This is a genomic window from Pseudomonas sp. GW821-FHT02A11 (genome assembly GCF_059421985.1).
The window spans coordinates 99806-114912 of sequence record NZ_JBWKWB010000001.1; the positions used below are offsets into that span (position 1 = coordinate 99806).

At 60.3% G+C, this 15107-nt stretch carries 14 protein-coding genes; 6 read left to right on the forward strand and 8 right to left on the reverse strand.

The genetic code is table 11. The features are described 5' to 3' along the window. Positions 1 to 24 precede the first annotated feature (24 nt). From AC07V9_RS00465 to AC07V9_RS00490, 6 genes are all read right to left on the reverse strand, one after another. Positions 25 to 2490, reverse strand: coding sequence for an EAL domain-containing protein (locus tag AC07V9_RS00465; protein ID WP_495013739.1), 2466 nt, complete (start codon positions 2488 to 2490; stop codon positions 25 to 27). Between the two features lie 273 nt (positions 2491 to 2763). Further along, on the reverse strand, positions 2764 to 4533 hold the full coding sequence (locus AC07V9_RS00470; protein WP_495014111.1) for an ABC transporter ATP-binding protein: 1770 nt from the start codon (positions 4531 to 4533) through the stop codon (positions 2764 to 2766). Positions 4534 to 4597: 64 nt separating this feature from the next. Further along, positions 4598 to 5200, reverse strand: coding sequence for a DsbA family protein (locus AC07V9_RS00475; protein WP_495014112.1), 603 nt, complete (start codon positions 5198 to 5200; stop codon positions 4598 to 4600). 37 nt (positions 5201 to 5237) lie between these two features. Beyond that, positions 5238 to 6209: an oxygen-dependent tRNA uridine(34) hydroxylase TrhO gene (trhO, locus tag AC07V9_RS00480; protein WP_495013740.1), complete on the reverse strand. Its 972-nt coding sequence runs from the start codon at positions 6207 to 6209 to the stop codon at positions 5238 to 5240. 312 nt (positions 6210 to 6521) lie between these two features. Then, the gene (locus AC07V9_RS00485; protein ID WP_495013741.1) at positions 6522 to 6818 is read right to left on the reverse strand and encodes a BolA family protein; all 297 of its coding nucleotides are present in this window, start codon (positions 6816 to 6818) and stop codon (positions 6522 to 6524) included. A gap of 12 nt (positions 6819 to 6830) precedes the next feature. Beyond that, positions 6831 to 7367 (reverse strand): DUF2059 domain-containing protein, encoded by a 537-nt coding sequence (locus AC07V9_RS00490; protein WP_495013742.1) that lies wholly within the window; start codon positions 7365 to 7367, stop codon positions 6831 to 6833. Positions 7368 to 7608: 241 nt separating this feature from the next. On the opposite strand from AC07V9_RS00490, the gene AC07V9_RS00495 reads away from it, so the two are divergent. The 3 genes from AC07V9_RS00495 (at position 7609) to AC07V9_RS00505 (ending at position 10178) form a co-directional block, all read left to right on the forward strand. Further along, positions 7609 to 9003, forward strand: a complete 1395-nt coding sequence (locus AC07V9_RS00495) for a class II fumarate hydratase (protein ID WP_495013743.1) — start codon at positions 7609 to 7611, stop codon at positions 9001 to 9003. Next, positions 8996 to 9610, forward strand: coding sequence for an NAD(P)H-dependent oxidoreductase (locus AC07V9_RS00500; protein ID WP_495013744.1), 615 nt, complete (start codon positions 8996 to 8998; stop codon positions 9608 to 9610). The genes AC07V9_RS00495 and AC07V9_RS00500 overlap by 8 nt, the downstream gene beginning before the upstream one ends. Positions 9611 to 9956: 346 nt before the next feature. Then, complete coding sequence (locus AC07V9_RS00505) at positions 9957 to 10178, forward strand: DUF6316 family protein (RefSeq protein ID WP_495013745.1); 222 nt, start codon at positions 9957 to 9959, stop codon at positions 10176 to 10178. A 3-nt stretch (positions 10179 to 10181) separates the two neighbouring features. Here the strand turns inward: AC07V9_RS00505 and AC07V9_RS00510 are convergent, their stop codons facing one another. Then, positions 10182 to 10772, reverse strand: coding sequence for a tRNA-uridine aminocarboxypropyltransferase (locus AC07V9_RS00510; protein WP_495013746.1), 591 nt, complete (start codon positions 10770 to 10772; stop codon positions 10182 to 10184). A 12-nt stretch (positions 10773 to 10784) separates the two neighbouring features. Continuing rightward, positions 10785 to 11678 (reverse strand): LysR family transcriptional regulator, encoded by an 894-nt coding sequence (locus AC07V9_RS00515; RefSeq protein WP_495013747.1) that lies wholly within the window; start codon positions 11676 to 11678, stop codon positions 10785 to 10787. 154 nt (positions 11679 to 11832) lie between these two features. On the opposite strand from AC07V9_RS00515, the gene speB reads away from it, so the two are divergent. From speB to AC07V9_RS00530, 3 genes are all read left to right on the forward strand, one after another. Continuing rightward, entirely contained in the window at positions 11833 to 12783 is a 951-nt protein-coding gene (gene speB / locus AC07V9_RS00520) for an agmatinase (protein WP_495013748.1), read from the forward strand. A gap of 263 nt (positions 12784 to 13046) precedes the next feature. Then, the gene (locus tag AC07V9_RS00525) at positions 13047 to 14426 is read left to right on the forward strand and encodes a sodium:solute symporter family protein (protein ID WP_495013749.1); all 1380 of its coding nucleotides are present in this window, start codon (positions 13047 to 13049) and stop codon (positions 14424 to 14426) included. Between the two features lie 241 nt (positions 14427 to 14667). Beyond that, positions 14668 to 14958, forward strand: coding sequence for a hypothetical protein (locus AC07V9_RS00530; RefSeq protein WP_495013750.1), 291 nt, complete (start codon positions 14668 to 14670; stop codon positions 14956 to 14958). Positions 14959 to 15107 lie beyond the last annotated feature (149 nt).

A 15107-nucleotide genomic window follows, 5' to 3' on the forward strand; every position in this document is an offset into this window, starting at 1 on the left:
ATGTGGTGTTGCAACGGGGGTCGTTCAGCGAAAAGTCCCGGGAGCGCTGAACAACATTGGGGTCTGCCTCGCGGGCCGTGCGTGCAGACATTCGCAGGTGAATAATTGCGGTCGCTCGATAACGTAACCCTGAGCGTAGTCCACACCGATTTCCAATAACGCCTGCTCTATCTGGGGGCTCTCGACGAACTCGGCGATCGTCTGTTTGCCCATTACGTGCCCGATATGGTTGATCACTTCCACCATCGCCCGGTTGACCGGATCGTCGAGCATGTCTTTTACGAAACTGCCATCGATCTTCAGGAAATCCACAGGCAAATGTTTCAAGTAAGCGAATGACGACATGCCTGCACAGAAGTCATCCAGAGAAAAACGGCATCCCAGACTTTTGAGTTCGTTAATGAACCGAATAGCACTGCCCAAATTGGCGATCGCACTGGTTTCGGTGATCTCGAAACAGATAAGTTCAGGAGGTATGGCGTAGATTTGGAACTGCTGTCGCAAATATTCGAGAAACGCGTCGTCGCCGATGCTGGAGCCGGACAGGTTAATGGCACAAACCGCCATCGGGCCAGTACGGTGGTTGTCGCTGAGGCATTCAGAGATGATCTTGAAGACGTTCTGCACCACCCAGCGATCCAGGGTCGTCATCATGCCGTAGCGCTCGGCCGCCGGGATAAAGCTGTCCGGCAGGATCAGGCGGCCTGACTCGTCACGCAGGCGCAGCAGAATTTCCACATGACCATCGCCCGGCCCGCTATCACGGCCCAAGCGGGCGATTTCCTGCGAGTACAAACAGAACCGGTTGTCCTCAAGCGCCATGTGCAGGCGCTGAATCCAGGCCATTTCGCCGAACCGGGTGGACAACTCGGAATCGTCGTCGTGGTACACCTGGACCCGGTTGCGGCCCTTTTCCTTGGCCATGTAACACGCCATGTCGGCCGCCCGCAGCGACGCCTCCAGGGTGGTGGGTGTGTTGGACACATGCACCAGGCCGATGCTGACGGTGGTCATGAACGGCCGACCCTTCCAGACGAAATGCAGGCTCTCCACGGTCTGGCGCAGGCCTTCGGCGATCTTTTCCGCAGCCCCCGTTGTGCAGTGCTCCAGCAGAATGCCGAACTCATCGCCCCCAAGCCGCGCCAGCGTGTCGCCCTCGCGAATGCCTTGTTGCAACACCGCGCAGATGTGCCGCAGCAGTTCGTCGCCAGCAGCGTGACCACTGGTGTCATTGACCAACTTGAACTGGTCCAGGTCGAGAAACATCACCGCATGCCGCGCCGGCTGATGGACGAGACCTGCCAGCGCCAGTTCCAGCCGGTACTCGAACTCACGGCGATTGGCCAGACCGGTCAAGGCGTCGTGAGTCGCCTGCCAGGACAGATTGGCGATGTACTGCCGCTCCTGGGTCATGTCGTGCAGCACCAGCACCGCGCCACTGACCTTGCCCTCGGTGCGGATCGGCGAGCCCACCAGCGCCACCGACACCGTGCTGCCGTCCAGCCGCTGAATCAGCTTGGAGTTCTCGCTGCCGCCGGCCAGTTTGCCACTCAGAATGTTCTCGATCAGGATCGTGCTGTCTTTTTGATCGTTCTCGTCCAGCAGGTTGAACAACGCGGCCAGCGGCAAACCGGCGGCCTGATCGGTCTTCCAGTGAGTCATCTGCTCGGCGGCGGGGTTCATGTAGGTGATTGCGCCGCCCACATCGGTGGTGATCACCCCATCGCCAATGGACTCCAGGGTGATCTGCGCCCGCTCCTTTTCCATTTGCAGGGCCGAAGCAAAGGCGTGGCGTTGTTCCAGCAGTTTGTGGGTGCGCAACAGCGCGAGAATGATCAGAAAGATCGCCGTGGTCAGGTTGACCACCAGGAGAATCCGCAGAATGACCCGCGAGCCCTCCCCCAAGGCATCACTGAACGCCATGGCTGCCGGCGTTACGCCCTCGTTGATGGCGTTGATGCGCTGCCGCCAGTCCAGCACGTCGGCGTTGGTGGCGCTGCCATCAGCGATGCGCCTGTGCATTTCACGGGCGACTTCATCCAGTTCAACCAGGTAGTTGTCGCCGATCTTCCACAGATCGATAGCCTTTTCCAGGTAGCTGAAATGACGGAAGTTGAGGTAGAGCCAGATGATGCCGGGGGCATCGTCGGGATGGTTACCACCCTGCAGAATGCCTGCATTGGCCCGTGCGATATCGGGAACCGGTTGATCCATGGCCACCCGCAGATCATGCCCGCCCTGAGGAATGGCGATGGCCTGCTGGTACTTCAGGTAGTTGATCTCGTCGCGACTATTGGCGTAAAGATTCAGGTAATAAATGGCGTCCTTCTGTCCCTTGGACCAAAGGCTCTCCCCCCCAATATAGCTGCGCACCGCCGACATCATATAAAGGCTGACGCAACCCAGCAGTGCCTGTAACAGCACCACCGCGATAAATGGCCAAACGATGCCCAGAAGACGGGGCTTCTCGAGAATCCGCTTTTGCTTCATGGTGTCCCTTTCATCAGCACTGCCAGATACTCACTTCCCCGGCTCAGGCGACCTTCCTGAAGCCCGAGGGACTCGGCTAATTTCCACGATGCAGCGGGTGACGCTTACACCAATCCATATGAACTGATGCATAACCTCAAGTAAGTGGAGACGTAAATATGACGCTTTTCACACTTTCCTTGCACACGCCGCTCAAGCATAGCCCAAGAATTGACGTATTCCACTGGCGAAACGCCATTTGGGACGGCTAAAGCAAAAAACCGACAAGCTGTATCAGAGCTGTTGCAGATGACCATAAAGGCGCGCATACAGGCCGCCGTCGGCTATCAGTTGTTGATGATCGCCGTCCTCGACGATGCTGCCGCCATCGAAAACCAGAACCCGGTCAGCCTGTTTCACCGCAGACAAACGGTGAGCGATGATCAGCGTGGTGCGACCGCTGAGAAAGCGGTTCAGGGCCTGATGCAGATTGTACTCGGTGGCGGCATCCAGCGCCGAGGTGGCCTCGTCGAGAATCACCACTTTCGGGTCGGCCAGCACCATCCGGGCAATCGCCAAACGCTGTCGCTGACCACCTGAAAGACGCACGCCAGAGCGTCCGACGACACTGTCCAGCCCTTGCGGCAAGGCGCGGATCGAGGCCTCCAGTTGCGCGATCTCCAGCGCCTGCCAGCAGGCTTCATCGCTGCGCTCGCGTCCCATCGACAGATTCGCCCGCACGGTATCATTGAATAACGCAGGGTGTTGCAAGACCACCGCGACATTTTCTCGCACGATTTCCAGGCCGATGTCTTCGAGGCTGGCGCCACCAAAACGGATCGTCCCGGACTTGGCGCTGTACAGCCCTAACAGCAACTGCACCAACGTGCTCTTGCCGCCGCCGCTGGCACCGACGATGGCGATCTTCTCCCCGGGCGTGATCGACAGGTCCAAATGGTCGAGCACCAGCTCTTCGTTGTAACCGAAGCACAGGCCGCGCACATCAATGCTCACGGTCCCGCGCCCGATGAACGGATTGACCCGGCCTTCGTATTGCGGCTCGTCGGCGCGGGCGAGCAGTTCGTTGATGCGGGTCAGCGCGCCCCCAGCGGCATAAAAGGCATATTGCAGGTTCAGCAGCTGCTCAACCGGGCCGATCATGAACCACAGGTAGCTGAACACCGCGAGCATGTGGCCGATGGACAGGTCGGAAAACAGCACGGTAAGCATCGCTGCTGCGCGAAAGATATCGATACCGAACTGAAACAGCAGGCCACTGGCCCGACCAGAGGCATCGCTTTTCCATTGCGAAGAAACGGCGTAATCGCGCACCTCTTTGGCACGCCCACCCAGCAAACCGAGGAAATAGCCCTGGCGGTTGCCGGCACGGATTTCCTGAATGGCGTCGAGGGTTTCGGTCAGCGCCTGGGTGAAGCGCGACGTGCTGTCGTTTTCCAGCTTCTTCAGGTGTTTGACGCGTTTGCCCAGCTTGACCGTGGCGTAGATGACCAGCGGGTTGAACAGCAGGATCAACAGCGCCAACTGCCAATGCATCCACACCAGAATGGCGGCGGTACCGGTGAGCGTGAGCATGGCGACAAGGAATTTGCTCAGGGTCTCGCCGACGAATTTGTCGAGCGTGTCCAGGTCCGTTACCAGATGCGCGGTCACCGTGCCGCTGCCCAGGCTTTCATATTCGCCGAGCGAGATGCGCTTGAGCCGTTCGATCAGACGGATACGAATGCGATAGACGATGTCCTTGGACAGCCCGGCAAACAGCCGCGCTTGAATGACGTTAAAGAGCAAGGCGCCCAGTCGCAGGCACAGCGTGGCCATCAGCATCAGGGCGATGTAACCCACTGGTTTGTGCAGGCTTTCCGGCAAGAAGTGGTTCATGAACAGCAATGCGGCGTCGCCCTTGCCCAGCAACACTTCGTCGACCAGCAAAGGCAGCAGCAATGGGATCGGCACTGAGCACAGCACCGCGAGAAACGCGACGCCATTGGCGATCCACAAGGCTTTTTTATGGGTCAGGGCCAGCCGGCGGATTTGCGTCCAGTCCAGGCGATCGACGTGGGCAAGCCGGTCGTCAGCAGCGCGCTTGCCCGGGGTTTCGACGGCGACGGAATCACGCACTGGCTGCGCGCTCCAGCCAACGGCTGAGCAACGGCGCCAGTTCTTCCAGAGGTTGATAACCGTTGGTCAACAGCGCCAGCTGGCCACTGCGCTCAGCGAGCAGGGTTGGAAACCCGGCGATGCCCAGATCCTGTACCCAGGAAAAATCCGCTGCCGTGGCCGCGTGTTGTTCGGCACTGTCGAACGCGGCAGCGAACTCGATGCGCGGCAGGCCTGCGTTCTCGGCAAGCTCTGCCAGCACTGACGCCTGGGTGGTATCGCGCCCTTGCAGATAGAACGCCTGCTGGATTTCCTTGACCAATTTCCAGGCGATGTCCGGCGCCAGGCTGCGCGCTGCGACGATGGCGCGACACGCAGGCTCGGTGTCGTAGACAAACCCGTCAGGCAGAGCATCGTCGAACTTGAACGACTGGCCCGTGGTGTCCTGCACCGCGTGCCAGTGTTCGAGAATGTAGCGCTTTGTGGTCGGCTCCAGTGCCGCGCCACTGCCGGTGCGCAGACCGCCTACCACCAGATGCAGCGGCACACCCGCCGCACTCGCCTGCTCCACCAATGCGTCGGCCACGGGCGCAAAACCCCAGCACCACGAACACATCGGGTCCATCACATACAGCAGGCGGGCGTTCATGGGGTCAAGCCTCGTTCGTTTGCGTTTCGTCAGGCTGCGCGTCCAACAGACGATAGTTGCGACCGATCGGATGCGGCTGATTGCGCGCCTTGGCCAGCTCGATCTGCTTCTGCCGGTCGATGGCGCTGCGGCGGGTCTTCTCGCTCAGTGAGTCCCAGCAATGCGGGCAGCTGACCCCTGGCGAATAATGCTCGCTGGCACGGTCTTGGGCGCTGATCGGGGTGCGGCACGCATGACACTGATCGTAGTCGCCTTCGGTCAGATCGTGGCGCACGGTCACGCGATTGTCGAACACGAAGCAGTCGCCGCGCCACTGGCTCTCTTGCTGCGGGACTTCTTCGAGGTATTTGAGAATGCCGCCCTTGAGGTGATAGACCTCTTCGAAGCCCTCGCCGAGCATGTAGCTGGAGGCTTTTTCGCAGCGAATGCCGCCGGTGCAGAACATCGCGACCTTCTTGTGTTTGGCCGGGTCGAAATTGGCCTTGATGTACTCGGGAAACTCACGAAAGGTCGTGGTTTTCGGGTCGATGGCACCTTCGAAGGTGCCGATGGACACCTCGTAATCGTTGCGGGTGTCGATCAACAGCACTTCCGGGTCGGCGATCAGCGCGTTCCAGTCTTGCGGCTCTACGTAAGTGCCGACGGCCTTGTTCGGGTCAACGCCCGGCACGCCCAGGGTGACGATTTCTTTCTTGAGTTTGACCTTGGTGCGGTAGAACGGCTGCTCGTCGCAGTACGATTCTTTGTGGTCGATGTCGATCAGGCGCGGATCGCTGCGCAGCCAGGCCAGCAGGCCGTCGATGCCTTCCCGGGTCCCGGAAACCGTGCCATTGATGCCTTCGTCGGCGATCAGCAGGGTGCCTTTGATACCGTTGTCGTTCATGGCGTTGAGCAGCGGCTCGCGCAGCTCGACGTAGTCCGACAGGGTGACGAATTTGTACAGCGCCGCGACGACGATGGGTGCGGGTTGGGTCATGTTGCGTCTCCAGGTGGTGACCCTCGCAAAGGGCCTACCGGATAGTAAATTCAGGTAAAGGCGTGCCGACCGGGCAACGCGGCGCGGATTCTAGCAAAAATCGGCGGCGAGCAGACAGGGTGGGTGATCGGTGGGGAGTTGATGCAGATCAATGGAGACACGTCAGACGCGCATTCTGACCTGTGGGAGCGAATTCATTCGCTAAAGATGTATCAGGCGACAAAACGCATCGATTGGAACACCGTCTCGCGAATGAATTCGCTCCCACAGGGGAACGCATTCAATCGCAAAAACGGGGCAGACGGAGCTGACTCAGTCATGCCCCCCGGCACAGGTTGGCGAAGCAGGCGCGGCGCCCAGATTCGCCCATTCTTGCGGGGTGTAGGTGTGCAGTGCCAGTGCATGAAACTCACCCATCAGGCCACCGAGCAGGCCATAGACCTTCTGGTGGCGCTTGACGGCGTTGAGGCCAGCGAACTGCTCGCTGACCACCACGGCCTTGTAGTGAGTGTCGGTGCCACGGCTGTGCATGTGGCTTTCATTGAGCACTTGAAGGTACTCAGGCTGAAAGACCGCCAACGCGGATTCGATTCGCTGTTGCATGCTCATGTGTGGCTTCGCTTATGGCTTCTTGGCTGGGGCGGCAGGTGCTGCACCCTTGGTACCGGCTGGCACCAGTTCCTTGGTCATGGATTCCAGCAGGCCAGTCACCACAGGCACTGCCGGTTGCAGTTTGTCCTGGGTCATCTGGAACGATTGCTGGCTGATCTGCGGCATCTTGGCCTGGACTTTCTTGCCCAGCGGCGACTGGTAGAACGCCACCAGATCCTTCAACTCCTGCTCGGTGAAGTTGTCGGTGTAGAGCTTGACCATGTCAGGTTGCAGCTTGTCCCAGCCAATGGCCTTGTCCAGCGCGGCGTTGGCCTGAGCCTGGTATTTTTCCAGAACGGCTTTCTTGGAATCCGGGGCTTTGGTTTCGGCGAAGCGCTGAGCGAACATTTGCTGCGCTTGCATGTAGATCGGCGCACCCAACTGATCGGCGTGAGCCAGTTTGAGGAACGCTACAGCACTGGCCTCGTGGCTGGCGGTGGCAGCAAGAGCCTGGCCGCTGGCACATACCAGAGCGACCGCAGCACAGATGGCGCGAAGACGGGTCATCGAGTTTCCTTATCTAGCAGGCGAGGCTGAACCCCAAGGCCGGACATTCTGCGCCCCTTTTCGCCCTGCGCTCAACCCCCGTCGCTACGAGCGGTCGAATCGGCAACGCACGACACTCCAAGACCTGAAAGGTTCTTTTGTGCACACTAGGCTCAACGTACCTGCCGCACAGCCGTTGCCGGGAACCGAACCGGCGTGCGGGGTACTAAACTGCGCTATTCGATCTTAAGGAGTGAGTCCAGTGAGCCGTACCGAAACCGACAGCATAGGTCCGATCGAAGTCCCCGAAGACGCTTACTGGGGCGCACAGACGCAACGGTCCCTGATCAATTTCGCCATTGGCCAGGAACACATGCCCCTGCCGGTGCTGCATGCCCTGGCACTGATCAAGAAGGCCGCCGCCCGCGTCAATGACCGCAATGGCGACCTGCCCGCCGACATCGCGCGCCTGATCGAACAGTCCGCCGACGAGGTGCTCAGCGGCAAGCTCGACGACCAGTTCCCTCTGGTGGTCTGGCAGACCGGCAGCGGCACCCAGAGCAACATGAACGTCAACGAAGTGATCGCCGGACGTGCCAACGAGCTGTCGGGCAAGGGGCGTGGCGGCAAGTCGCCGGTTCATCCCAACGACCACGTCAACCGCTCGCAGAGCTCCAACGACTGCTTCCCTACCGCCATGCACATCGCAGCCGCGCAAGCCGTGAAAGAGCAATTGCTGCCTGCGATTGCCGAGCTGTCCAGCGGCATCGCCGAGCAATCGTCGCGCCACATGAAGCTGGTGAAAACCGGCCGCACACACATGATGGATGCCACGCCGATTACCTTCGGCCAGGAACTGTCGGCCTACGTTGCACAGCTGGACTACGCCGAAAAAAGCATTCGCGCCGCCCTTCCCGCGGTCTGCGAACTGGCTCAGGGCGGCACGGCGGTAGGCACGGGCCTGAACTCGCCGCATGGTTTTGCCGAAGCGGTGGCTGCTGAACTGGCCGCGCTGTCGGGCCTGCCCTTCGTCACTGCGCCGAACAAATTCGCCGCGCTGGCCGGGCATGAGCCGCTGACCGCGCTGTCTGGCGCGCTGAAAACCCTGGCCGTGACCCTGATGAAGATCGCCAACGACCTGCGCCTGCTGGGCTCAGGGCCGCGCGCCGGTCTGGCCGAGGTCAAGCTGCCAGCGAACGAGCCTGGCAGTTCGATCATGCCCGGCAAGGTCAACCCGACCCAGTGCGAAGCGCTGTCGATGCTGGCGTGTCAGGTGATGGGCAACGACACCACGATCTCCTTCGCGGCAAGCCAGGGTCACCTGCAACTGAACGTGTTCAAGCCGGTGATCATTCACAATCTGCTGCAATCGATCCGCCTGCTGGGCGACGGCTGCCGCAACTTCAACGAGCATTGCATCGCGGGCATGGAACCGGACGCTGGCAAAATGGCCGAGCATCTGGAACGCGGCCTGATGCTGGTGACCGCGCTGAACCCGCACATCGGTTACGACAAGTCGGCGCAGATCGCCAAGAAGGCCTACAGCGAAGGCCTGACCCTGCGTGAAGCGGCGTTGCAACTGGGCTTTTTGACCGATGCCGAGTTCGACGCTTGGGTACGCCCCGAGAAGATGCTTGAGGCGGGCAGCAATGGCTGAGCCGATCAGCGGCGCCACCCCGCTTGAGGGGTATGGCAAACGCATCCTGATGGTCATCGGTTCGCCGAAGACCATCAGCCTCTGCCACGCCCTGGGCGATGCGTACGCCCAGGGCGCGCGCAGTCAGGGCCATGTGGTGCGGGTGCTGAAACTGGAGGAACTGGCGTTCGACCCGACGCTGCACAACGGCTATGAATCCAGCCAGACCCTGGAACACGATTTGCTCGAAGCCCAGCGCGAGATTCATTGGGCGCAGCATCTGGTGTTCGTCTATCCAGTCTGGTGGGGCGGGCTGCCGAGCCTGCTCAGCGGCTTTTTCGAGCGCGTGTTCATGCCCGGTTTCGCTTTCAAGGCCCACGGTCGCCATCATCCTTCCAACGAACTGCTCAAGGGGCGGACCGCGGAGCTGCTGGTGACCCTGGACACGCCCTCACGCTACTTCCGCTGGGTGTTCAAGGCGCCGGCTCATCGACAGATCAAGCACGCGATTCTTGAGTTTTGCGGGATCAAGGTCACGCGTTTGACTGAGTTTTCCCCGGTCAGGACATCGACCGAGGAACAGCGTCAGCAGTGGATTCATCAGGCTGAAGCGCTTGGCAAGCGCTGAGAGGGGTGATATGTGCCGTTAGCGTAGATCAGTCGTTTTAATGGCTGACTGATCCAGCGCTTTCGTCACTGTCGCACAGCTCAAGTGGCTCCTACAGGTTTGGCAGCGGTCAGACATCCGAGGTACGCCACAGATTCTTGTAGGAGACGTCGGAGGTTACGACGGCAGCGAAGCGATTCGTCATCCACCCCACACCCACCTGACCCCGCGCAATCTTTGGAGTAAAGTACCGAACGTCCCGCCCACTTTTCCGTCTCACGCTGTGGAAAAGCCATCAGGTCGGGTCTTCCCAGGTCAAGTCGTCCTGAACGGTTTCATATCGAACTCCCGTCCCCCGGAGCAGGCTATGTTGAGCAAGCGTGAGCAAGACCCTCAGACCGCCGTGCACTTTCGCAGTGACCGCGTCTCTCGCGTCAATGGCATGTATTTTTTCAGCACCCGCGAAAACACCCTCGAAGGCCCTTTCTTCACCAAGGAAGACGCCGAGCGGGAGACCGACGCTTATATTCGCCGCATGCAGGAGGGCAAGGTCATCTCCCACGAACCGTCCAGCTCGCTCAACGGCTGAGCCTCACGAGTGGTTGCGGCGAAAGGTCTCTTCGCCCATCGCCGCGATCTGCCCTTCGATCAACGCCTCGAATGGACGCAACAGAGGCTCGAACGAGCGATCGGGCTCGAGCGTCTGCAGCGCATGAACAATGGCTTCCAGGGTCGACAACGCATCGGCGGCCGGGGCCTTGCGCAGTCTGTAACGCGATGCCGGCACGCTGCCCAGCGTCACCCTCGGCAATGCGGCCAGCAGCGGATTGAGGTGCAGTAACTTGCGCGCCTTGCGCCACGTGCCATCAGGGACCACCAGTAGCATCGGCTCGTCATTTGTCGATTCGGCAGCAAGGGTGGTCGCCTCCTCTCCCGGAAACAAAAGACACGCCCGATACCCCGGCACACTCAACAGCTCAGCTAGATGGTCGAAGGTCTCACCGACCACCAGCTGCGCATTGTTCAAGCCCAACGCGGCCAGACGCGCGGTGTTGAGCGCGTGATTGACCTCGCTGGGGTGTTGCAGGATCAGTACGCGGGTACGGCTGTCCAGCCGGGGAATCAGCGGACAGAGGCAGTGGTTTTCCGGTCGATGGCAACGCTCGCAGCGGGGACGGGACATGTTCGTGGCCTCTTACAGCGGGTTGAGCTGGGTCTTGAGCAAATCACGGAACGTCTGGATCAGCGGCTCGCGACTGCGCCCGCGACGCAGGATCATCGAGAACGGCGCCTGATAGCCAAACGTGGCAGGCAGCAAGACCCGCAGATGCCCCGAGTCGACCCACGACTGCGCATAGTGCTCCGGCAGATAACCGATGTAAGCGCCGGACAGCACCAGAATCAGCTGCGCCTCCATACTCTCCACCGTCGCCGCGCTGTGCTTGAAGCCGTGCCGCGCCAGCTCGGCCTGACTCCAGTAGCCGCGACCGACCATGCGTTGCTGGGTGATCACCGGCTCCGGAATGCGCCGCTCGTTGAACAGCGGGTGACGATTACTGCAATACAGCCAGTGTTGTTCGCGATAGAGCGGCTGATAGAGCAGGCCATTCATGCGTGTGGAAAACGAGCCGATGGCCAGGTCCAGGCGGTTGTCGAGCACGCCCAGCTGCAGCTCGTAGGGGCTCATGACCGAAAGGTGCAAGTGCACCGCCGGATGTTCCTCGCTGTAGGCACCGATGACCTCGGCGAAGGGCAACGCCCGGTCGCTCACGGTCGAATCCAGCACCCCGAGATTCAGCGTGCCGCGCAGCTCGCCCTTGAGCGCGGCGGCGTACAATTCGAAGCCTTCCAGCTCGCCCAGCAGGCGCAGGGTCTCCTGATGGAACAGCTCGCCCTTGCTGGTCAGACTGAAACCGCCGCGGCCGCGATGGCACAAAACGATGCCCAGCGTCGATTCCAGCTGGCTCATGTAGGTGCTGATCGCCGAGGTCGAGAGATTTAATTCCTGTTGTGCACTGGCAAAACCCTGATGCCGGACGACACAGGTGAAAATACGCAGCAGTTTCAGATCGGGTAATGCGCTGGCCATGATGCATCCGGGAATCGAAGAACGGGCAGCTTACCCGATACTTCAGAAATCTCTGAACTAAGTATTTTGCCTCAGCGATTGTTCGCGGCCTGCGCGCTTCGCAGAATCCGCCCAGCACTGACAACTACTAATAACCCACCGATGAGGCAATCCCGTGGACAAGATTTTTCACCAACCACTGGGCGGCAACGAAATGCCGCGCTTCGCCGGCATCGCCACCATGATGCGTCTGCCACACCTGCAAACGGCCGCAGGCCTTGATGCCGCCTTCATTGGCGTGCCTCTGGACATCGGCACCTCGCTGCGGGCCGGCACCCGTTTCGGCCCTCGTGAAATCCGCGCCGAATCGGTGATGATCCGCCCTTACAACATGGCCACGGGCGCTGCGCCCTTCGACTCGCTGTCGGTTGCCGACATCGGCGATGTCGCCATCAACACCTTCAACCTGCTGGACGCCGTGCGCATCATCGAACAGGCCTACGACGGTTTCCTCGAACACGGCATCATCCCGCTGACCCTGGGCGGTGACCACACCATCACCCTGCCGATTCTGCGTGCGATCCATAAAAAGCACGGCAAGGTCGGCCTGGTGCACATCGACGCCCACGCGGACGTCAACGATCACATGTTCGGCGAGAAGATCGCTCACGGCACCACCTTCCGCCGCGCGGTGGAAGAAGGTTTGCTCGATTGCGATCGCGTGGTGCAGATCGGTCTGCGTGCCCAGGGCTACACCGCTGAAGACTTCAACTGGAGCCGCAAACAGGGCTTCCGCGTGGTGCAGGCCGAAGAGTGCTGGCACAAATCGCTGGAGCCGCTGATGGCCGAAGTGCGCGAGAAAGTTGGCGGCGGCCCGGTTTACCTGAGCTTCGACATCGACGGCATCGACCCGGCCTGGGCGCCTGGCACCGGCACCCCTGAAATCGGTGGGCTGACCACCATTCAAGCCATCGAGATCATCCGCGGCTGTCAGGGCCTGGAGCTGATCGGCTGCGATCTGGTGGAAGTCTCACCGCCCTACGACACCACCGGCAACACCTCGCTGCTGGGTGCCAACCTGTTGTACGAGATGCTGTGTGTGCTGCCGGGGGTTGTTCACCGCTAAACGATTGATCGCCCCAATGAATCAATGGGGCATGCTGACGAAACCCGGATTCTGTGGGAGCGGATTCATTCGCGATAGCCCGGTACATCCGACATATAGCTGTCGGCCGCACCCACGTCTTGCGAATGAATTCGCTCCCACAGATCCAGCGCTTACCCCTTATCCGTATTTCAAATGAATAACAATCTCACCCGCTGACTGCCTGCGTGATCTCAGCCGGATGATTCGCGTTTCACTATAAAAACAATGATTGGAGACACTCCATGGCTTTAGATATTTTCGTCGTGCTGATCTACGCAGCCGGCATGTTGGTCCTGGGCTGGTACGGCATGCGCAAGGCCAAGACCCATGAAGACTACCTGGTCGCCGGGCGCAACCTGGGCCCTAGCCTGTACATGGGCACCATGGCCGCGACGGTTCTGGGCGGCGCGTCTACTGTCGGCACTGTGCGCCTGGGTTATGTGCACGGCATTTCCGGCTTCTGGCTGTGTGCGGCGCTGGGCGTCGGCATCATCGCGCTGAACCTGTTCCTCGCCAAACCCCTGCTCAAACTGCGCATCTTCACCGTCACGCAGATCCTCGAAAAACGCTACAACCCCATGGCCCGCCAGGCCAGCGCGGTGATCATGCTTGCCTACGCGCTGATGATCGGCGTGACCTCGATCCTGGCCATCGGCACGGTCATGCAGGTGCTGTTCGACCTGCCGTTCTGGGTCTCGGTGATTCTGGGCGGTGGCGTGGTCGTGGTGTACTCCACGATCGGCGGCATGTGGTCGCTGACCTTGACCGATATCGTGCAATTCGTGATCAAGACCGTCGGCCTGATGTTCATCCTGCTGCCGATCTGCATGTACCGCGTCGGCGGCTGGGACGAACTGGTGGCCAAGCTGCCGGCGTCGAGCTTCAGCTGGACCACCATCGGCTGGGACACGATCATCACTTACTTCCTGATCTACTTCTTCGGCATCCTGATCGGCCAGGACATCTGGCAGCGCGTGTTCACCGCGCGCACTGAGAAGGTCGCCAAGTACGCAGGCTCCATCGCAGGCGTGTACTGCATCATTTACGGTCTGGTGTGTGCGCTGATCGGCATGGCCGCCCATGTGCTGCTGCCGGATCTGGCCAACGTCAACACCGCGTTTGCGGCCATCGTCAAAGCCTCGTTGCCGGACGGGATTCGTGGCCTGGTGATCGCCGCTGCATTGGCCGCGATGATGTCCACCGCCAGTGCAGGCCTGCTCGCGGCATCCACCACCCTGACCGAAGACCTGCTGCCCAAACTGCGCGGCGGCAAGCAATCGAGTCTGGGCATCAACCGCCTGTTCACCGCTCTGACGGGTATCGTCGTACTGGCCATCGCGCTGGTGGTGAACGACGTGATCAGCGCCCTCACCCTGGCCTACAACCTGTTGGTCGGCGGCATGCTGATCCCGCTGATCGGCGCCATCTACTGGAAACGCGCAACCACCGCAGGCGCCATCAGCAGCATGAGCCTGGGGTTCGTGACCGCGCTGATCTTCATGCTCAAGGATGGCCTGGACGCCAATACGCCGATTTACTACAGCCTGACCATCGGGCTGGTAAGTTTCGTGGTGGTGAGCCTGGTGTCGCCACAGCGCACAGCAGTGGCTAGCGCCGCCTGATCACAGCGTTACATCGATGAAACAGATCAAGGGCGCCTGCGGGCGTCCTTTTTTATCCGCGGTTACAAAAATTCATCCTTGGCCGGACAATCTCGTAGACGTAACTTGAACTAGCCTAGAGAGGGACAGCACCGTGGCAATACGCCAGATCGGCGCCATTTCAGGAAGCCGACTGTCAGGCAGTAACCCTCTGTATGTGAAGTCGGGGTGATTTTCGAACGCGTCAACGCAGAGGCCGGTCATGAAACCTTCAGAGGTCAAACAGCACGTTATCGATACCCTCGGGAAAATCCTCGTCGACAAATCGCTGATTCAGGAAAAGGAAGACGCGATGTTGAGCGAGCTGGTGCTGGACGAAGAAGACTTCGCAAATTTCTTTACCGAATTGCAGGCTGACTTCAACATAGTCCTCCCGCGCCAGATCAAATCCGACATCTCTCATCTGCCCGAACACTCGCGATACAGCCAACTCACGCTGCAGGGGTTGGTGGATCTGATATTGGTGCAGATGGAAAACCGCAAGGCACACTGATTGAACGCAGATGCGTTCGATTTCCAGTCACCGAGAGCTTGAAGCGAAAGATGCGCGCGTTCTGGCGATCGCCAGGCGCATCAGGTGTGCGGACAGCACAAGCGGGCTATCGGACGATAGCGCCGCCGGGGTTGACGTCGAGAGAAAGG